Annotated in this window: 1 protein-coding gene; it reads right to left on the bottom strand. The window is 73.8% G+C overall.

The genetic code is table 11. The annotated features are described in order from the left end of the window. Positions 1 to 12: 12 nt before the first annotated feature. Positions 13 to 22,023 carry a non-ribosomal peptide synthase/polyketide synthase gene (locus tag ACWDTS_RS21780; RefSeq protein ID WP_450119016.1) on the bottom strand — a complete coding sequence of 7,337 codons (22,011 nt, stop codon included), beginning with the start codon at positions 22,021 to 22,023 and terminating at the stop codon, positions 13 to 15. Positions 22,024 to 22,260: the final 237 nt, after the last annotated feature.

Genomic DNA, 22,260 nt, shown 5'->3' with positions numbered 1-22,260 from the left:
CGGCGCCCCGCGTCAGCGCCGCGGGGTGCCGACCTCGCCGCGACCCCAGTGCCGGAACGCGCTGTCGCTCTCCTCGAGCCGGGCCGCGAGCACCGCGACGATCGTCTCCACCGCCCGCGGCGAGACCATCTCGTGGTGCTCGCAGTCGAGGCGGTACTGGTGGATCTCCCCGGAGACCACGTTGTGCCAGGCGGCGACCGCGGGGATCGACGCCGCCGACCGGCTCGCGGTGAAGAACAGTACGTCCCCGTCGAAGGTGTCCGGGGAATGCCGCCGGGCCGCGCGGGACGCCTCGGTCGATCCGGAGTGGATGCGCTCGAGATGCGCGGCGGTCAGGCCGGTGCTGCCGCCGAGCGACTCGTCGAGGATCGCCGCGGCCCGCTCGAAGCTCGGTTCGGGGCCGCCGTTGACCGACACACCGAGGTCGCGGAGCATGTCCTTGACCCCGACCGCCGGGGCGCCGCCGGGGGTCGCGAGGTGGCTGTCGAGCAGCGCGAGGGTGTCGACGACCTCCCCGGCGCGGCGCAGTTCCACCGCGACGGCGTGCGCGATGACCCCGCCGAGGGACCAGCCCAGCAGGTGGTACGGCCCGTGCGGCTGTACCCGCCGGATCTCCTGCACGTACCGGTGGGCGAGCGCCCGGATGGTGTCGGTGCGTCCCTCCCCGCTCAGCGTCGGCAGCTGCAGCCCGTACACCGGCCGGTGCCCGTCCAGGCGCTGCGCGAGCGGGGCGTAGGCCCAGGACAGGCCGGCCGCCGGATGCACGCAGAACAGCGCCGGGCCGGTGCCCTCGCGCAGCTGCACCAGCACCCGCAGCGCGTCGTCGACGGTCGCCGGTTCGCCCGGTTCGGTCAGGTGCGCGGCCAGGTCCGCCGCGGTCGGGTGCACGAAGATCGCCTGCAGCGGCACCCGCCGGCCCAGGCGTTCCCCGAGCGCCGGCAGCATGCGGGTGGCCAGCAGCGAGGTGCCGCCCAGGTCGAAGAACCCGTCGTCGACCGACACCCGCTCCAGGCCGAGGTGCTCGGCGAAGACCTCGGCGACGATGCGTTCGAGCTCGTTCTCCGGGGCCCGGTAGCGGCCGGTGAAGGTCCCGAAGTCCGGGGCCGGCAGCGCCCGGCGGTCGAGTTTGCCGGCCGGGGTGAGCGGGATCTCGTCGAGCACGATCACCGCCGTCGGCACCATGTGCAACGGAAGCTGCTGCGCCACATGGGCTTTAAGTTCGGCGGGGTCGGGTGCACTGTCCGGGGCGCAGCGCACGTAGGAGACGAGCACGGTCTGCCCGGACGGGGCGGTGTGCCCGACGGTGTGCGCGAAGACCACCTGCTCGTGGCTGCCGAGCGCGGCGTCGATCTCGCCGAGTTCGATGCGGAACCCGCGCACCTTGACCTGGAAGTCGGAGCGGCCCACGTACTCGAGGTCCCGCTCGTGCGTCCAGCGGACGATGTCGCCGGTGCGGTACATCCGCTGCCCCGGCACGTGCGGGTCGGCGACGAACCGGGCCGCGGTCAGATCCGGGCGGGCGTGGTAGCCGCGGGCCAGGCCCGGCCCGGCCACGTACAGTTCCCCGGCCACCCCGACCGGCACCGGCCGCAGCCGCGCGTCGAGCACCAGCGCCCGGAACCCGCGGGTGGGCCGGCCGATGGTGACCGGGTCCCCGGCGGCCAGCGGCGCACTCAGCGAGGTCATGATCGTCGCTTCCGTCGGCCCGTAGGCGTCGATGACGCGCCGGCCCGGCGCCCAGCGGGCCACCAGCTCCGGCGGGCAGGCCTCCCCGGCGACCAGCAGCACCCGCAGCGCCGGCACCGCGGCCGGATCCAGCGACGCCAGCGCGGTCGGGGTGATGAAACTGTGCGTGACCCGGTGGGTGTCGAGCACCGCGGCCAGGTCCTCCCCGCCGTACACCTCCGGCGGGACGATCACCAGGGTCGCGGCCGCCGACAGCGCCATCATCTGCTCGAACACCGACGCGTCGAAGCTCGGCGACGCCAGGTGCGAGACCCGGCCGGCCGGGTCGACCTGCAGGTGCTCGCGTTCCTCGGCGGCCAGGTCCGCCAGGCCCCGGTGGGTGACGGTCACCCCCTTCGGGCGGCCGGTGGAGCCGGAGGTGTAGATGAGATAGGCCGGGTGGTCCGGGCGCAGCGTCGCCGGCCGGTCACGGTCGGTGACGGCCGCGGCGGGCCGGGCCGCGAGCTCGCCGGCGGTGTCCGGATCGTCGAGCACGATCCACCCGACGCCGCGCGGCAGCGTGCCGCGGTGCGCGGCGGTGGTGATCCCGAGCCGGGCCGCGCTGTCGTCGAGCATGTAGGCGATCCGGTCGGTCGGATAGGCCGGATCCACCGGCACGAACGCGGCCCCCGAGCGGATGACCGCCCACACCGCGGTGACCGACTCGATCGAGCGGGTCAACGCGAGCGCGACGACCCGGTCGGGTCCGGCGCCGCGGTCGAGCAGCATTCGCGCCAGCCGGTTCGCGGCGGCGTCGAGGTCGCGGTAGGTGACGGTGCGGTCCCCGTCGACGACCGCGACCGAATCCGGGGCGGCGGCCACGGCCGCATCCAGCAGCTCGGTCCACAGCCCGGTGCCCACCCCGGCCGGGCCGTACGCCGGCACCAACGCGCGGGTCTCGTCGGCGGTGACCAGGTCGATGTCGCCGACGGGCCGGTCCGGGTCGGTGGTGAGCGCGTCGAGCAGCCGCACGAACCGGTCCGCGAACCCGGCGACGGTGGAGGCGTCGAACAGGTCGGTGGCGTACACGAACGCCGCATCCAGTCCGCCGGTGTCGGTTTCGGCGAGCAGCAGTTCCAGGTCGAAGTTGCACACCGTCGGATCCAGCTGCAGCCCGGTGACGGTCAGGTGCGGCAGTTCCAGGCTGGGGCGGGCGTTGTTCTGGAACTCGATGGACACCTGGAACAGCGGCGAGTGCGCGGTCGAGCGGACCGGGTCCACTTCCTCCACGACCCGTTCGAACGGCACGTCCGCGTGCGCGAACGCGTCCAGGTCGGCGGCGGTGACCCGGCCGAGCAGCTCCGCGAACCCGAGCCGGCCGGGCACCCGGGTGCGCAGCACCAGGGTGTTGACGAACATGCCGACCAGATCGTCGAGGGCCCGGTCGCCGCGGCCGGCGATCGGGGTGCCGACGGCGATGTCGTCGCTGCCGGACAGCCGCGCCAGCAGCACCGACAGGGCGGCGTGCACCGCCATGAACAAGGTGGTGTCGCGGCCGGCGGCGAGCCGCTGCAGCCGCGCCTGCAGCTCGGCGTCGATGTGGAACCGGACGATGTCGCCGCGGAAGGACTGCTGCGGCGGGCGCGGCCGGTCGGTGGGCAGGGTCAGCACGTCCGGCAGGCCCGCCAAGGCACGGCGCCAGTGCGCGAGCTGCGCGGCGGCGCGGGAGGTGGGATCGCCGGCGTCGCCGAGCCGCTCGTTCTGCCACAGCGCGTAGTCGGCGTACTGCACCGGCAGCGGCTGCCACGCGGGCCGCTCCCCGCGGGTGCGGGCGTGGTAGGCGGTGATCAGGTCGCGGGCCAGCGGCTCGGCGGACGCCCCGTCGGCGGCGATGTGGTGGACCACCAGCACCGCGATGTGCTCGTCGCGGCCGACGGCGAACAGCCGGGCCCGCAGCGGCACATCGACGGTGACGTCGAAGCCGGTGGCGACGAACTCGCGGATCCGGTCCAGCGCGTCCTGTTCGTCGGTGGTGACCACGTCCAGGTTCAGCGGCACGTCGTCGGCGGCGAGGATGCGCTGGCTCGGGCCGTGCGGCCCGGCCGGGTAGACGGTGCGCAGGCTCTCGTGCCGGCCGAGCACGTCGTGCAACGCCGCCCCGAGCGCGGCGACCGACAGGTGCCCGCTCAGCCGGATCCCGAGCGGAATGTTGTAGGCCGCCGAGGCGGTGTCGAACTGGTTGATGAACCACATGCGCTGCTGCGCCGGGGACAGCGGGATGCGGTCCGGGCGCGGCTGCGGCACCAGCGCCCCGGCGGCCGGGGCGGCGCCGATGTCGGCCAGGTGCGCGGCCAGGGCCCGCACGGTCGGGTTCTCGAACAGGGCGCGCACCGGGATGTCGGTGCCGAGGGTGGCGCCGAGGCGCGCGACCGCGCGGGTCGCGATCAGCGAGTTGCCGCCGATGTCGAAGAAGCTGTCGGTCACCGAGATCCGGTCGGTGCCGAGCACCGCGGCCAGTTCCGCGGCGACGATCGTCTCCAGGTCGGTGGCCGGCGCCTGGTAGGAGCCGTCGGTCGCGGTCAGGTCCGGCACCGGCAGGGCGCGGCGGTCGAGCTTGCCGACCGGGGTCAGCGGCAGCTCGTCGAGGGCGACCACACCGGCGGGCACCATGTGCGCGGGAAGCAGCTCGCCCACGTGGGTTTTCAGGGTGTCGGCGTCGACGGTGCGGCCGGGTTCGGGCAGCACGTACGCGACCAGGACGGTGTCGCCGGACGCGGCGGTGTGCCCGAGGGTCACCGCGAAGGACACATCCGGGTGGGCGGTCAGCGCCGCGTCGATCTCGCCGAGTTCGATGCGGAACCCGCGGACCTTCACCTGGAAGTCGGAGCGGCCCACGTACTCGAGTTCCCGCGCCTCGGTCCAGCGGGCGATGTCGCCGGTGCGGTACATCCGCTCACCCGGCTGCCCGTAGGGGTCGGCGACGAACCGGGCGGCGGTCAGGTCCGGGCGGGCGTGATAGCCACGGGCCAGGCCCCACCCGGCCAGGTACAGCTCGCCGGGCACCCCGACCGGCACCGGGCGCAGCGCCCGGTCGAGGATCACCGCGTGCACCCCGGGCAGCGGGCCGCCGAGGGTGAGGGGGCCGTCGACGCTCATCGGGTCGCTGATCGCCGCCATGATCGTCGTCTCGGTCGGCCCGTACGCGTTGACCAGCCGCCGGCCCGGCGCCCACGCGTCGCGCAGCTCGGGCTGCCAGGCCTCGCCGCCGACGGCGAGATCGACGAAGTCGGGGATGTCGGCGGGCCGCAGCGACGCCAGCGCCGCCGGGGTGATGAACCCGTGGGTGACCTGCTGCTCGCGCAGCACCCGGGCCAGTTCGTCGCCGCCGTACACGGTCGGGGGCACCACCACCAGGGTGGCGCCGGACCCGAACGCGCCCAGGTACTCGAAGATCGACGCGTCGAAACTCGGCGACGAGAAGTGCATGACCCGCGACCCCGGGCCGGTCGCGAAGCGGCGCCGCTGGTCGATCGCGAAGTTCTCCAGGCTGCGGTGGGTGGTCACCACGCCCTTGGGTCGGCCGGTGGAGCCGGAGGTGTAGATCAGGTAGGCGGGATGGTCGAGCCGCAGCGTCGCCGGCCGGTCGGCGTCGGTGACCGGGTCGGCGGGGGCGGTGGCGATCCGCGCGGCGAGCGCGGGATCGTCGAGCATCAGCCACGGCACCGCCTCGGGCAGCCGGTCGCGGTGCGCTGTGGTGGTCACCCCGACGGTGGCGCCGCAGTCGTCGAGCACGAACGCGATGCGCTCCGGCGGATAGTTCGGGTCGACCGGCACGAACGCCGCGCCCGTCTTGGTGATCGCCCACATCGCGGCCACCGACTCGAGGGACCGGGCGATGCCCAGGGCCACGAACGTTTCCGGGCCCACCCCGTGATCGAGCAGCACCCGCGCGGCGCGGGTGGACCATTCGTCGAGGTCCCGGTAGGTCAGCTGCCGGTCCCCGGCGGTGACCGCGATCGCGTCCGGGTGCGCGGCCGCGGTCGCGGCGAACAACTCCGGCAGGGTGCGGGTGGTGCCGCCGGCGGGGCCGCGGACCGGGGCCAGCGCGGCGTGTTCGGCGGCGGTGAGCACCCGCACCGCCGCGACCCGGGTGTCCGGATCGCCGGCGAGGATCTCGAGGACCCGTTCGATGCGGTGCGCGATGGTGGTGACCGCGTCCCGGTCGAACAGTTCCGGCAGGTACTTCATCTTCAGGTGCAGCGTCGCGTCGCTGTGCGCGACGATGCTCAGCGGATAGTGCGCCGCGTCGTGGCCGGTGATGTCGGCGACCCGCATCCCGGCGATGTCGGTGTCGGAGGTCAGCCCGGCGGAGTCGACCGGGTAGGACTCGAACACCGTCAGCGTGTCGAAGCGGGCGGCGGCCCCGACCCGCTGCTCGAGGGTGCTCAGCCGCACGTGGTGGTGGTCGAACAGGGCGGCCTGCTCGGCCTGCACCCGGTCCAGCAGCGCCCCGATCGTCTCGCCCGGCGCCGCGGTGATGCGCACCGGCACCGTGTTGATGAACAGGCCCACCATCGTTTCGACGCCGGGCACCTGCGGGGGCCGGCCGGAGACGGTCGCGCCGAACACCACGTCGGTGCGGCCGGTCAACGCGCCGAGCACCAGACCCCACGCGGTCTGCACCAGGGTGTTGAGGGTGATGCCGCGGCGCGCGGCGACCGTCTCGAGCCGGTCCGACAGGTCCGCGGTCAGGTCGACGAGCAGGTCCTCGGAGACGGCGTCGGTGGCGCCGGTGCGGTGCTCGGGGGCCAGCAGCGTCGCGTCCTCGACCCCGGCCAGGGCCCGGGTCCAGGCCTCGAGCGAGCCCTCGACGTCGCGGCCGGCGAGCCAGGCGAGGTAGTCGCCGTAGCTGTGCGGCCGGTCCAGTGCGGTGGTGTCGCCGTCGGTGGCGTACAGCACCAGCAGCTCCCGCACCAGCAGCGGGGTGGACCAGCCGTCGAGCAGGATGTGGTGGTTCGTCAACGCCAGCCGGTACCGGTCGGCGCCGGTGCGGATCACGGTGCCGCGCAGCAGCGGCGCGGTGGCGGTGTCGAAGCGGGTGCGCCGGTCGGTGGCGAGGATCCGGTCGGCGTCGCCGTCGGGGTCGTCGTGCCCGGAGACGTCCAGCACCGTCCACGGCAGTTCGACGTGCGCCGGGATCACCTGCACGAACCCGCCGGTGCCGTCGCCGGTGAACGCGGCCCGCAGATTCGGGTGCCGCCCGAGCAGCCGGGTGGCGGCGCGGCGCAACCGGTCCGGGTCGACGGTGCCGCGCAGCTCGAAGCACAGTTGCACCATGTACGCGTCGGCGGCGGCGTCGGCGCCCTGACCGGCGAGCAGCGCGTGGAACAGCAGCCCGGTCTGCAGCGGCGCCGGCGGCCACACCGTCTCGAGCGGGCCGTAGCGCTGCTCGAGCCGTTCGACGGTGTCCTGGTCCAGCCGCACCAGCGGCAGATCCGACGGGGTCAGCCCGCCGGCGTGCGGGTCGCGCACGTGATCGGCCAGCGCGGTCGCCGCCCGGGTCCACGCCGCGGTCAGGGCGGTGACGGTCGCGGTGTCGAGCAGCCCGGCCGGGAACGACCAGTGGGCGCGCAGCACCGGGCCGTCGGGGGTGTCGACGGTGACCGCGTTGATGTCCACGACGGCGGGGGCGGGCATGTCCGGGCTCTGCGCCCCGGCACGATCGAAGCCGGTGACCGGCAGCCACGGGGCGTCGCCGCCGGTGTCGACGCCGGCGGTGACCCGGCCCAGGTAGTTGAAACTCAGCTGCGGCGCCGGGTACGCGGCCAGGGCGGGCGCGGTGTCCGGGTTCAGGTAGCGCAGCAGCCCGAACCCGAGGCCCTGCCCGGGCACCGCGGCGAGCTGTTCCTTGACGGTCTTGACGGCGCGGCCGGCGGCCGGCCCGCCGCGCAGCGCGTCGTCGAGGTCCAGGCCGGTGACGTCCAGGCGCACCGGGTGGATGGTGGTGAACCAGCCGACGGTGCCGGACAGGTCGGCGCCGGGCACCGCGGCGGTGTCGCGGCCGTGCCCCTCGACGGACACCAGCACCGGCGCGGGCCCGGTGCGGGCCTGCCGCCACCCGGTGACCGCCAGCGCCAGCGCGGTGAGCAGCGCGTCGTTGACGGTGCCGTGGAAGGCCTGCGGCACCGTGGTGAGCAGCGCCTCGGTCACCGACGTCGGCAGATCCGTGCTCAGCGTGGTGACGGTCGCGGCGGTGTCGAGTTCCGGATCCAGCGGCCGCTCCCCCAGCAGCGGGTCGCCGCCGGCGAGCACCCCGCGCCAGAAGTCGAGTTCGGCGACGCGCTCGGGCCGCTGCGCCTCCTCCACCAGGGCGTGCGCCCACCGCCGCATCGAGGTGCCGGCGGCCGGTTCCAGGGGCGGGGCCGCCGGATCCAGCGCCGCCACCCAGGCCGCGGCCAGGTCGGGCACCAGGATCCGCCAGGACACCCCGTCGACGGTCAGATGGTGCAGCACCAGCAGCAGCCGCCCGGCGCCGACGGTGGCGTCGAACCACACCGCCTGCACCAGCACCCCGCCGGCCGGATCGAGCCGGTCCGCGGCGGCGTCGAGTTCGGCGCCGGCGAGCGCGAAGAAGTCGTCGCTGTCGGCGGCGGAGGTCACCGGCACCCGATGCACCAGGTCGGCGGCGTCGACGCTGCCGGGCGCCCGCACCTGCAGCGTCACCCCGGCCGGGTCGCCGTCCACGGCGGGCACGAGGCGGGCGCGCAGCATGTCGTGCTTGTCCAGCACGGCCTGCAGCACCGTGGTGACGGTGTCCGGGTCGAGACCGGCCGGCAGCCGCAGCAGCGCCGCCTGCGCGTACCGGTCCAGGTTGCCGCCGCGGTCGAGCAGCCACCGCACGATCGGGGTGGCCGGGACGTCGCCGAGACCGCCGCCGGGCAGCTCCGGCAGCGCGGTGCCGGCGGTGGCGCCGAGCGCGGTCACCGCCGCCAGCGCCGCCGGGGTCTTGTGTTCGAACACGTCGCGGGGGGTGAAGTCCAGGCCGGCGGCGCGGGCGCGGGACACCAGCTGGATCGACATGATGCTGTCGCCGCCGAGCGCGAAGAACGAATCGTCGACGCCGACGGTGTCCACGCCGAGCACCTGCGCGAACAGCTCCACGAGGCGGGTTTCGATCTCCCCGGCCGGGGCGCGGGTGCTGGTCGACAGCGCCGCGAAGTCCGGGGCCGGCAGCGCGCGGCGATCCAGCTTGCCGGTCGCGGTGGTCGGCAGCGCGTCCAGCACCACCAGCGTCGCGGGCACCATGTACGCGGCCAGATCCGCCGCGACCGTCGCCAGTGTCGCCGCGACGTCGACGTCCACGCCGGTTTCCGGGACCACGTAGCCGACCAGCCGGTCGGTGGTGGTGTCGGTGCCGGCCCGGTCGTCGTGGTGCACGACCGCGACCGCGCGGGCGATGCCCGGGCACCGCATGAGCGCCGCCTCGACCTCCCCGAGTTCGATGCGGAAGCCGCGCCACTGCACCTGGAAGTCGCTGCGGCCCAGGTACTCCACGTCGCCGGAGCGGGTGCGGCGGGCCAGGTCGCCGGTGCGGTACAGGCGGGTGCCGGGGGCGCCGTACGGGTCGGCGACGAACCGGGCCGCGGTCAGGTCCGGGCGGCCCAGGTAGCCGTGGGCGAGCTGGTCCCCGGCGACGTACAGGTCGCCGGTCACGCCGACGGGCACCGGATGCAGCCGGGCGTCGAGGATGCGCAGCCGCAGCCCCGGCACGGCGTCGCCGATGACGCTGGCGGTGGCGGCGGCCGCGGACCGCCGGTCCAGCGGCAGCGCGGTCACGTGCACCGTGGTCTCGGTGATGCCGTACATGTTCACCAGCGTCGGCGCGGTGTCCGGGTGCCGCCGGTACCAGCGTTCGAGCTGCGCCAGATCCAGGGCCTCCCCGCCGAAGATCACCCAGCGCAGCGACAGGCCGCTGTCGGCGGCGGCCCGATCCGCCTCGACCAGCTGGTAGAACGCGGTCGGGGTCTGGTTGAGCACGGTGACGTGTTCGCGGCGCAGCAACGCCAGGAACGCGTCCGGGGAGCGGGCGGTGTCGTGGTCGACGACGACGAGCCGGCCGCCGTAGGCCAGTGCCCCCCACATCTCCCACACCGAGAAGTCGAACGCGTAGGAGTGGAACATCGTCCACACGTCGTGCCGGTCGAACCGGTAGCGCGGGGCGGTGGCGTCGAGCAGCGCCACGACGGTGCGGTGCGGCACCATCACGCCCTTGGGGCGGCCGGTGGAGCCGGAGGTGTAGATGACGTAGGCGGTGTGGTCGGGGCGGCGCGGGCCGCGGCGTTCCCGCTCGCTCAGCGCGGTGTCCGGCAACGCCGCGATCTCCGCGGCGATGATCGCGTCGTCCAGCAGGATCGTGGGAATGTCGGTGCGCGGCAGCGACTCCCGGTATCCGTTGGTGGTGACCACGCACACCGGCCGGGCGTCGTCGAACATGAACGCCAGCCGCTCCGGCGGATACGCCACGTCGACCGGCAGATACGCGGCGCCGGTGTCGAGGACGGCCAGCAGCACCGCGACCAGATGGGTGGTGCGCGGCAGCGCCACCGCGACGAGCGTGCCCGGCGCGGCGCCGCGCGCGGCGAACGCGCGGGCCAGCCGGTGCACGTGGCTCGACAGCTGCCGGTAGGTGAGCTGCCCGTCGACGCCGGTGACGGCGACCGCGTCGGGGGTGGTGGCGGCGGCCCGGTCGAACAGGCCCATCAGGGTCGGCCCGGAGCCGGGGACGGGGGGCACGACCGGTTCGTGTTCGGCGGGTTCGAGCAGGTCGATGTCGCCGACGGGCACGGTCGGGTCGGTGGTGACCGCGTCGAGCAGCCGCAGGAACCGCTGCGCCAGCGCGGTGACGGTGTCGGCGTCGAACAGGGCGGTGGCGTAGGTGAACGCGGCGTCCAGGCCCGCGGGTTCGGCGACCCCGGTGGTGGGTTGCTCCCCGATCGTCAGCTGCAGGTCGAACTTGGCGACGTGCGGGTCGGCGTCGAGGGCCTCGACGGTCAGGCCGGGCAGGTCCAGGTGGGGGCGTTCGTTGTTCTGGAATTCCAGGACCACCTGGAACAGCGGGGTGTGGTCGAGGGCGCGGGCCGGGGCCAGCGCGTCGACGAGCTTCTCGAACGGCAGCTCGGTGTGCCCGAACGCGGCGAGGTCGACCTCGCGGGTGCGTTCGAGGTGGTCGGCGAAGGACAGGGCGCCGGTGACCGGGGTGCGCAGCACCAGGGTGTTGACGAACATGCCGACCAGGTCGTCGAGGGCGCGGTGGCCGCGGCCGGCGATGGGGGTGCCGATCGTGATGTCGTCGCTGCCGGAGACGCGGGCGAGCAGCACCGACAGGGCGGCGTGCACGGTCATGAACAGGGTCGCGCCGTGCCGGGCGGCCAGGTCCTGCAGGCGGCGGTGCACCTCGGCGGGGACGGTGAAGTGCACGGTGTCGCCGTGGAAGGACTGCTGCGCGGGCCGCGGCCGGTCGGTGGGCAGCGCCAGCACCTCCGGGACGCCGGCGAGGGTGCGGCGCCAGTGCTCGAGGTGCCGGGCGGCCAGCGAGTCCGGGTCGTCGAGGTCGCCGAGCAGCTCCCGCTGCCACAGGGCGTAGTCGGCGTACTGCACCGGCAGCGGTTCCCACGCGGGGGCGCTGCCGCTGCTGCGGGCCAGGTAGGCGGTCATCACGTCGCGGGCCAGCGGCGCCATGGAGGCGCCGTCGGCGGCGATGTGGTGCACGACCAGCACGAGCACGTGCTCGTCCGGGCCGGGGGTGAACAGGGCGGCGCGCAGCGGGACCTCGGTGGCGACGTCGAAACCGGCGGTGATGGTGGCGAAGATCCGGTCCGGCAGGTCGGCCGCGGCGATGGGGATCGGCTGCAGGTCCGGCATGGCCCGCTCCGGCGGCGCGATCCGCTGCACCGGGCCGCCGGCGTCGGCCGGATACCAGGTGCGCAGGCTTTCGTGGCGGGTCAGCACGTCGTGCACGGCGGTGGTCAGCGCCGCGGTGTCCAGCCGCCCGGTCAGCCGGATGGCGAGGGGAATGTTGTAGGCCGCGGAGGTGGGGTCGAACTGGTTGACGAACCACATGCGCTGCTGCGCCGGGGACAGCGGGAGCTGCTCCGGCCGCTGCCCCGCGGTGAGCGGGATGCGGGTGCTGCCGCCGTGGTCGTCGAGGATGCGGGCGGCCAGCGCCCGCACGGTCGGGGCCTCGAACAGTGCGCGGACCCCGGCGTCGGTGCCGAGCGCGGTGTTGATGCGGGCCAGCACCCGGGTGGCGAGCAGCGAGTTGCCGCCGATGTCGAAGAAGCTGTCGTCGACGGAGACCCGCTCGTGGCCGAGCACCTCGGCGACGAGTTCGGCGATGGTCGCCTCGAGCTCGGAGCTCGGCGGGTGGTAGTCGCCGCCCCCGACGGTCAGGTCCGGTATCGGTAGGGCGCGCCGGTCGAGTTTGCCGACCGGGGTCAGCGGGATCTCGTCGAGCACCACGATCGCGGCGGGCACCATGTGGGCGGGCAGCCGGCCGGCGGCGTGGACGCGCAGGGCGGCGGTGTCGACGGTGCGGCCGATGTCGGGCAGCACGTAGGACACCAGCGCGGTGTCGCCGGAGGGGGCGGTGTGGCCGAGGGTGACCGCGAAGGTCACGTCCGGGTGGGCGGCGAGCGCGGCGTCGATCTCGCCGAGTTCGATGCGGAAGCCGCGGACCTTGACCTGGAAGTCGGTGCGGCCGAGGTATTCGACGGTGCCGTCGGCGCGCCAGCGCACCACGTCGCCGGTGCGGTACATCCGTTCCCCGGGGCGGCCGTAGGGGTCGGCGACGAACCGGGCGGCGGTCAGGTCCGGGCGGCGGTGGTAGCCGCGGGCCACCCCGGGGCCGGCGATGTAGAGTTCGCCGGCCACCCCGACCGGGACCGGACGCAGCCGGTCGTCGAGGATCACCTCGTGGAAGCCGATGGCCGGGCGGCCGACGGTGACGGTTTCCCCGGGGTGCATGTCGGGGCTGACGCTGGTTTCGATGGTCGCCTCGGACGGCCCGTAGCCGTTGTACATGTGCCGGTTCGGGGCCCAGCGTGCCACCAGTTCCGGTGGGCACGCCTCCCCCGCGACGACGAGCACGTCCAGGTGGTCGAGCCCGGCCGGGTCGAGCGAGGCGAGCGCGGTCGGGGTGATGAACGCGTGGGTGACGTGTTCGTCGCGCAGGATGCGGGCCAGTTCGTCGCCGCCGTACACGGTGGGCGGGACGATCACCAGCGTCGCGCCGGCGCAGAACGCCTTGGTCAGCTCGAAGATCGACGCGTCGAAACTGGGCGAGGCCAGATGCGACACCCGCGCCCCGTGCGTGATGGAGAAGTGTTGCCGCACTTCGGCGTTGAGGTTGGTCAGGCCGCGGTGCGCGACGACGACGCCCTTGGGTCGGCCGGTGGAGCCGGAGGTGTAGATCAGGTAGGCGGGGTGGTCGAAGTGCAGCGGGGTGCGGCGGTCGGCGTCGGTGACCGGGTCCGCGGAGACGGTGGCCAGGCGGGCGCGGACCTGCGGGTCGTCGAGCACCAGCCACGGCACCGTCTCCGGCAGCGCGGCGCGGTGCGCGGCGGTGGTCAACCCGATGGTGGCGCGGCAGTCGGTGAGCATGTAGCCGATCCGCTCGGCCGGATAGGTCGGGTCGACGGGCACGAACGCGGCCCCGGACTTGGTGACCGCCCACACCGCGGCGACCGACTCGATGGACCGGGAGATACCCAGGGCGACAAATGTTTCCGGGCCGGCGCCGGCGTCGATCAGCACCCGCGCGACGCGGTTGGACCAGGCGTCGAGTTCGCCGTAGGTGACGGTGCGGCCCTCGAAGGACAACGCCACCGACTCCGGGACGATCGCGGCGACCGAGGACAGCAGTTCCGGCCACAGCTGCGGGGACACCGGCGGCAGGCCCCGCGCCGGGGCGAGGGTCGCCAGCTCGGTGGGGGTGACGATCTCGATGTCGCCGACCGGCCGGTCCGGGGCGGTGACGATCGCGGTGAGGATCCGCCGGAACCGGTCGGCGAAGGAGACGACGGTGTCCGGATCGAACAGGTCGGTGGCGTAGGTGAACGCCGCCCGCAGCCCGGCCGGCCCGTGCTCGTCGGTGGATTCGGCGATCGCCAGCTGCAGATCGAAGTGCGACAGGGCCGGTTCGAGGTCGAGCACCGTGGCGGTCAGGCCGGGCAGGGTCACCTCGGGGCGTTCGATGTCCTGGAACTCGAGCAGCACCTGGAACAGCGGCGAGTAGGCGGTCGAGCGGGGCGGATCGAGCACCTCCACGAGCCGCTCGAACGGGATGTCGGCGTGCGTGAACGCGGACAGGTCGGTGGTGCGCACCCGCTCGAGCAACGCGGTGAACGACTCCCGGTCGTCGACGCCGGTGCGCAGCACCACGGTGTTGACGAACATGCCGACCATGTCGTCGAGGGCGCGGTCGCCGCGGCCGGCCACCGGCGTGCCGACCACGATGTCGGTGGACGACGACAGCCGCGCCAGCAGCACCGACAGCGCCGCGTGCACCACCATGAACAGCGACGCGTCGTGGGTGCGGGCCAGGGTGGTCAGCGCGCGGTGGGTGTCGGCGTCGACGGTGAACGGGATGCGGGCGCCGCGCTGGCTCTGCTGCACCGGCCGCGGCCGATCCAGCGGCAGTTCCAGCAGTTCGGGTACCTCGTCGAGGGTGTCGCGCCAGAACGCCAGCTGCCGCCCGGCGGTCGAGTCGGGGTCGGTGTCGTCGCCGAGCACCGCGTGCTGCCACATCGTGTAGTCGGGATACTGCACCGGCAGCGGCGTCCACTGCGGGGCCTCGCCGACGCTGCGGGCCGTGTAGGCGGCGATGACGTCGCGGGTCAGCGGCAGCATCGAGAACCCGTCCGCGGCGATGTGGTGCACCACGAGCACCAGGATGTGTTCGTGCTCGTCGACGGTGAGCAGCCGCAGCCGCACCGGGACCTCGGCGGCCACGTCGAAACCGGCGGACACCACGGCGGTGATGTCGGGGATCGGGTCGGTCGGGTCGGTGACGGCGGCGACGGTCAGCTCGGGCAGCGCCGCGGTCGCCGGCACCACCACCTGGGTCGGCCCGTCGTCGGTGAGCGGGTAGCGGGTGCGCAGCGAATCGTGGCGCAGCGCCACGTCGGCGAGCGCGTGCCGCAGCGCGGCCACGTCGAGGGTGCCGGTCAGCCGCAGCGCGACGGCGATGTTGTAGGCCGGGGAGGCGGTGTCGAACTGGTTGATGAACCACATGCGCTGCTGCGCCGGGGACAGCGGGATCCTCTCCGGCAGTTCCACCGGCTGCAGCGGCGGCCGGGTCGGGCGCAGCGCGGTGTCGTCGCCGAGTTCGAGGCGGGCGGCCAGCGCCGCGACGGTGGGGCTGTCGAACAGGTCGCGCACCCCGATGTCGGTGCCAAGTGCCGCGGAGATCCGCGCGGCCAGGCGCATCGCGAGCAGCGAATTGCCGCCGAGATCGAGGAAGTTGTCGTGCACCCCGACCCGGTCGACGCCGAGCAGGTCCGCGAAGATCGAGGCGAGCAGTTCCTCGACGGTGCTGCGCGGGGCGGTGTGGTCGGCGGGGGTGACCGGTTCCGGGGCGGGCAGGGCGCGCCGGTCCAGTTTCCCGGTGGGGCCCACCGGCATCCGGTCCAGCACCGTGAGCTGGGCGGGCACCATGTAGTCGGGCAGGCGCCCGGCGGCGAACGTGAGCACCGCGGCGGGGTCGACGGAGCCGCCGGCGGCGGGCACGACGTAGCCGACGAGCCGGTCGTCGGCGCCGTGGTGCACGAGCACCGCGGCCTGCGCGACGTGCTCGTGGGCGCGCAGCGCGTGTTCGATCTCGCCGAGTTCGATGCGCTGGCCGCGGAGTTTGACCTGGAAGTCGCTGCGGCCGAGATAGCGCAGCGCCCCGTCGGCGCGCCAGGACACCAGATCGCCGGTGCGGTACATGCGTTCGCCGGTGCCGTAGGGGTTCGCGACGAACCGGTCGGCGGTCAGATCGGGGCGGAACGGATAGCCGCGGGCCAGCTGGATGCCGGACAGATACAGTTCGCCGACGCCGCCGACCGGCACCGGCTGCAGCCGCGCGTCCAGCACGTGCACGCGGGTGTTCCACACCGGGGTGCCGATGGGCACGTCGCCGGTGTCGGCGTCGGTGACCTGCCAGGCGGTGACGTCGACGGCCGCCTCGGTGGGCCCGTACAGGTTGTGCAGCGCCGTGGTGGGCAGCGCGGCGCGGGCGGCGCGGGCGGTGTCGGCGGGCAGCGCCTCGCCGCTGCAGAACACCAGCCGCAGCGAGCGGCAGCGGTGCGGGTCGATGGCCTCGACGAACACCGCGAGCATCGACGGCACGAAGTGCACGACGGTGACGCCGGTGTCCTCGATCAGCCGGGTCAGGTAGGCGGGGTCGCGGTGTCCGTCGGGGGCGGCGACGACCAGCCGCGCCCCGGTCTGCAGGGGCCAGAAGAACTCCCACACCGACACGTCGAAGGTGGCGGGGGTCTTCTGCAGCACGGTGTCGTCGGCGGTCAGCGGGTAGGCGTGCTGCATCCAGCGCAGCCGGTTGACGATGGCGGCGTGGGAGACCGCCACGCCCTTGGGGCGGCCGGTCGAACCGGAGGTGTACAGGACGTAGGCGAGGTCGTCGGGGCGCAGCGGCGCGGTGCGTTCGGCGTCGGTGACCGGGGTGTCCGGGTAGCCGCCGGTGTCGAGCCGGTCCAGATACACGACGGCGGAGCCGGCGGGCAGGTCGGCGTGGTCGGCGGTGGTGGTCAGCACGCAGGCCGGGGCCGCGTCGGCCAGCACGTAGCCGAGCCGGTCGGCGGGATGGTCGGGGTCGAGCGGCAGGTGCGCGGCGCCGGTCTTGCCGGCGGCGTACATGCCGACGAGCAGGTCGATCGAGCGGTGCATGGCCAGCGCCACGATGGTGCCGGGGCCGACGCCGAGGCCGATGAGGTGGCGGGCGAGGCGGTTGGCGCGGGCGTCGAACTCGGCATAGCCGAGGGTGGTGTCGCCGAACACCACGGCCGGGGCGTCGGGGCTGCGCCGGACCTGCGCGTCGAACAGGTCGACGAGGGTGCCGTCGACGCGGGGGACGTCGGTGGCGTTCCACTCGGCGAGGATCCGGGTGCGTTCGGTGGGGGTGAGCAGATCCAGGTCGCCGATCGGGACGTCGGGGGTGTCGACGGCGGCGGTGAGCAGCCGCACGAACCGGTCCGCGAACGCGGCGGCGGTGGCGCGGTCGAACAGGTCGGTGGCGTAGGACAGCGCCCCGCTGAGCGCGACCGGGCCGCCGTCGTCGCCGGGCACCTCGGACAGCAGCAGGTGCAGGTCGAATTTGGTGGTGTCGGTGGCGATCTCGCCGGCGTCGACGGTCAGCCCGGGCAGCTCGAGGTGGGCGGCCTCGTTGTTCTGGAAGGCGAGCATCACCTGGAACAGCGGCGAGTAGGCGGCGGAGCGGCCGGCGGCGACGGTGTCGACGACCAGTTCGAACGGCACGTCGGTGTGCTCGAAGCTGTCGAGATCGATCGCGCGGACCGCCTGCAGGTGCTCGGCGAAGGAGCGCCCGCCGGACACCGGGGTGCGCAGCACGACGGTGCCGACGAACATGCCGACCAGCTCGTCGAGGGCGCGGTCGCCGCGGCCGGAGACCGGGCTGCCGATGCTGATGTCGTCGCTGCCGGACAGCCGCGCGAGCAGCGCCGCCAGCGCGGCGTGCACCGTCATGAACGGGGTCGCGGCGTGGGCCTGCGCGATCGCCCCGATGCGCCGGTACAGCTCCGGGGCGATGTCGAACCGGACGGTGTCGCCGCGGAAGGACTGCTGCGGCGGCCGCGGCCGGTCGGTGGGCAGGGACAACAGTTCGGGGGCGCCGGCGAGGCGGTCGCGCCAGAACGCGAGCTGGCGGCCGGCGACCGACTCGGGATCGGCGGGGTCGCCGAGCCAGCCGCGCTGCCACAGCGCGAAGTCGGCGTACTGCACCGGCAGCGGTTCCCACGCGGGGGCGCTGCCGCTGCTGCGGGCCAGGTAGGCGGTCATCACGTCGCGGGCCAGCGGCGCCAGGGACGCACCGTCGGCGGCGATGTGGTGGGCGATCACCGCCAGGACGTGCTCGTCGTCGCCGAGTTCGAACAGCGTGACCCGCAGCGGCAGGTCGGTGGCGACGTCGAATCCGGTGGCCGCGCAGGCGGCGAGGGCGTCGTCGAGGCGGTCGGCGGGGACCGGGACCGGGTCGAGGGCGGGCACGGTGTCCGGGGACAGCACCCGCTGGACCGGGCCGTCGGCGGTGGCGGGAAACACCGTGCGCAGCGCCTCGTGGCGGGTCACCACGTCGCGGACCGCGGCCGACAGCGCCTCGACGTCGAGCCGGCCGGTCAGCCGGATCGCCATCGGGATGTTGTAGGCCGCCGACGCGGTGTCGAGCTGGTTGACGAACCACAGGCGCTGCTGCGCCGCGGACACCGGCACCGGGTCCGGGCGGGGCCCGGCGACCAGCGGCGGCCGGTCCACGGCGCCGGCGGCGTGCAGGGCCGCGGACAGGGCCCGGACCGTGGGCGACTCGAACAGCGCGCGCACCCCCAGGTCGGTGCCGAGCGCGGCGTTGATGCGGGCCAGCACCCGGGTGGCGATCAGCGAGTTGCCGCCCAGATCGAAGAAGCTGTCGTCGATCCCGACCCGGTCGAGGCCGAGCTGGTCGGTGAACACCTCGGCGACGGTGCGTTCGATGTCGGTGGTGGGGGCGGTGAACTCGGTCGCGGACGTGAACACCGGGTCGGGCAGCGCGCGGCGGTCGAGCTTGCCGACGGGGGTCAGCGGGATCCGGTCGAGCACGGTAACCGCGGCGGGCACCATGTACCCCGGCAGCCGGCGGCCGACGTGCGCGAGCAGCGCGGCGACGTCGACGGTGTGCCCGGTCTCGGGCAGCACATAGGAGGCGAGCAGGGTGTCGCCGGACGGTGCGGTGCGGCCCAGGGTGACCGCGAACGCGACGTCCTCGTGGTCGGTGAGCACCGCGTCGATCTCGCCGAGTTCGATGCGGAACCCGCGGATCTTGACCTGGAAGTCGGAGCGGCCCAGGTACTCGGCGTTCGCCCGCTCACCGTTGGAACGCCAGCGCACCACGTCGCCGGTGCGGTACATGCGGGAGCCCGGGGGGCCGTAGGGGTCGGCGACGAACCGGGTGGCGGTCAGCCCCGGCTGGTTGTGGTAGCCGCGGGTGACGTCGGGTCCCCCGATGTACAGCTCGCCGGCGAGCACGGGAGGCAACGGGTGCAACCGTTGATCGAGCAGGACCTCGTTGACTCCGCACACCGGGGTGCCGAGGGTGATCGGATTGCCCGCTCGCAGCGCGGCGATGTTCACGACCACCGTCGTCTCGGTCGGCCCGTACCCGTTGTACATGCGGCAGCGGGGCGCCCAGCGGGCCGCCAGCTCCGGGGGGCACGCCTCCCCGGCGACGATCACGACCTCCAGGTCGACCTGGGCGGGGTCGACCGAGGCCAGCGCGGCCGGGGTCGCGAACGCGTGGGTGACGCCCTGCTCGCGCCAGATCCGCGCGAGCTCGTCGCCACCGTAGACGGTGTCGGGCACGATCACGAGGGTCGCGCCGACACCGAACGCGGTCATGTACTCGAAGATCGACGCGTCGAAGCTCGGCGACGAGAAGTGCGACACCCTGGCGGTCGGCAGCGGCGCCAGCCGGTTGTGCAGCGACGCGGCCAGGTTCGACAGGCCCCGGTGCGGGACGACGACACCCTTCGGGCGGCCGGTGGAACCGGAGGTGTAGATCAGGTAGGCGGGATGGTCGACGTGCAGGTCCGCGCGGCGATCGAGGTCGGTCAGCGGCAGCGGGGACGCCGCGTCCACCCGCTCCTTGAAGTCGGGGCCGTCGAGCACCAGCCACGGCACCGTGTCGGGCAGGGTTCCGTGATGCCGGGCCGTGGTCAGCCCGAGCACGGCACCGGAGTCGGTGAGCATGTGCTCGACGCGGTCGCGCGGGTAGGAGGGGTCGACGGGCACGAACGCCGCGCCGGACTTGGCGACCGCCCAGATCGCGGCGACCGACTCGATGGAGCGGGCGATGCCCAGCGCCACGAACTTCTCCGGGCCCAGACCGGCGTCGACGAGGACCCGGGCGGCACGGTTGGACCATTCGTCGAGTTCGCGGTACGTCACGGTGCGGTCCAGGCAGGACAGTGCCACGGTGTCGGGCACGATCGCCGCGACCGAGGAGAGCAGCTCGTGCCACAGCTGCGGCGACATCGTCGGTCGTCCCCGCGCCGGGACGAGTCCGGCCAGGTCGGCGGGTGCGACGAAGTCGATGTCCCCGACCGGGACCTCCGGGTCGGTGGTGACGGCGGCGAGGATCCGGGCCCAGCGGTCGACGAGTTCGCGGATCGCGGCGGCGTCGAACACCTCGTCGGCGTAGGTGCAGTGCACCCGCAGTTCGGTGTCGCCGGGGGTGACGTGCAACGCGACGTCGACCGGGGCCGGCGGACGGCCGGGCGCGGCGTCGGTGGCGGTGGTGTTGATGGCGGGGTCGGGGTCGTCGACGCTCAGCACCACCGGCAGCACGAGATCGGCGGCCCGCTCCAGGGTTTCCGCGCTCACGTCGGCGTGAGCGAGGGCGCCGGCGACGACGTCGTGCACCCGGGCGAGGACGGTGCCGAACGACTCGGCGCCGAAGACCGGGATCCGCAGCGGCAGCACCGTGGCGCCGGAAGGCATCCCGACGACGGTGTCCTCGCTGCCGGTCAGGCGGGCGACGAGCACCGCCAGCGCGGCGTGCAGCACCCGGGACAGGTGCGCGCCGCCCCCGGCGAGGTCGGTGAGGGCGGGCAGGTCGGCGGGGATCGTCACGTCGAGTTCGGCGGTGCCGGACGGCTGGGCGGGACGGCGCCGCAACGCGGGCAGTTCCAGCCGTTCCGGGGCGCCGGCGAGGGTGCGTTCCCAGAACGCGGCGGTGGCGGCGGCGCGGCGGACCCGCCGGCCGATCGCGGCGGACTCCGGGTGGATCCGGTCCACCGCGGTGCCGGCGGCGGCCCGCACGAAGTCGTCGAGCAGCGTCACGAACCGCTCGTGGTGGATCCGCAGCTCGTCCTCGTCGTACCGGTTCGGGTTGCCGCGGAAATCGACGAACGTGCGGGCCGGAGTGCCGGACTGGTAGATGTTCACCAGCAGGTCCTCGACGGGACCGGAGGTCATGATGTGGAAGTCGCCGCGCAGCGGGCCGAGCTGGATCCGCTGATCGAACAGCATGATGTTGATCTGCGGCCCGGCGTACCGGCTGCTGTCCCCCGCCGCCCCGGTTTCGCGGCGCACGTCCTCGAGGCTGCACCGCTGGTGCCGCAGCGCCCCGGTCAGCTCGAGCTGCACCCGGCCGACGAGGGCTTCGCGGGTGTCGTCGGGGTCGACGCGGATGTGCAACGGCACCGTATTGACGAGCATGCCGCCGGACCGCCGCACCAGCGCGGTGGTGCGCGCCGACACCGGCAGGTTGACGACCACGTCGTCGTGGCCCGTCAGACGGGTCAGGTAGGTGGCGAACGCGGCGACCAGCACCGCGCTGGAGGAGGACACGGTGCTGGTTTCGGTGGCGGTCAGATCCCGCACCAGCTCCTCGGGCAGCGCGGTGCCGGTCAGGGCGCTGTGCGCCGCGACCGGTCCGGTGCGCCGGGCCAGGGTGGTACCGGCGTCCATGCCGGCGACCCGGCCCACCCAGTAGTCGCGGTCGGCGACGAAGCGGCTGGACTCGCGGTAGTCGCGGTCCCAGTCGTAGAGGGTGCGCAGGTCCGCGGCGCGGGCGGGTTCGGGATCTCGGCCTTCGAACGCCGCGGTGTACAACTCGGCGATGCGGTTGACCACCGTCATGGCCGCGTAGCCGTCGAGGGCGACGTGGTGAATCCTGCTGTACCACAGGTAGTGCCGGTCGGCGACCTGCAGGATGGTCATGTTCACGAGCGTGTCGCGGGCCAGATCCACCGGGGTGGCGTAGTCGGCGTCCATCCAGGTCCGGGCCGCGGCGAGCGGATCGGGTTCGTCGCGGAAGTCGAGCACCGGGATGTCCTGGTTTTCCAGGGCGGGGTCGACGAACTGGTGGGGTTCGCCGTCGACGTCGATCACCCGCAGGAAGGCGGACTGGAATTCGGCGCCGGCGGTGCGGCCGGCACGCCGCAGCAGATCGATGTCGAGGTCGCCGTGCAGATCGACGTATTGGGCGATGCAGATCGGGACGTCGGGTTCCAGTTGCTGAGCGAACCAGATCGAGCGTTGCGCGGAAGATAGGGGGAAGGCTTCCGACGGCGTCTGCTGAGCGTCTCGCAACAGAAATCTCCCCTCAAGAAAGCGATTCCGGTACGGGCCTGCTCGTCCCCCGACCAATGGCAGGTCCGACCTCGTCGAATCGACGGTGGTGTTGCTCTCTCTCGTTTCGATCGTCCGCTCGCCGGTGATCGTGTCAAGGCGGAAATCCGGCGTGGACGCTCCTCAAGCTAGACCATTGCCGAACCACACGACGCAAAACCGGCACGGGAATTCCGGACCCTCACGGAGCCCGAAACA

It is taken from the genome of Rhodococcus sp. NPDC003383, assembly GCF_053589115.1.
This window is presented reverse-complemented; position numbering and strand designations above follow the sequence as displayed.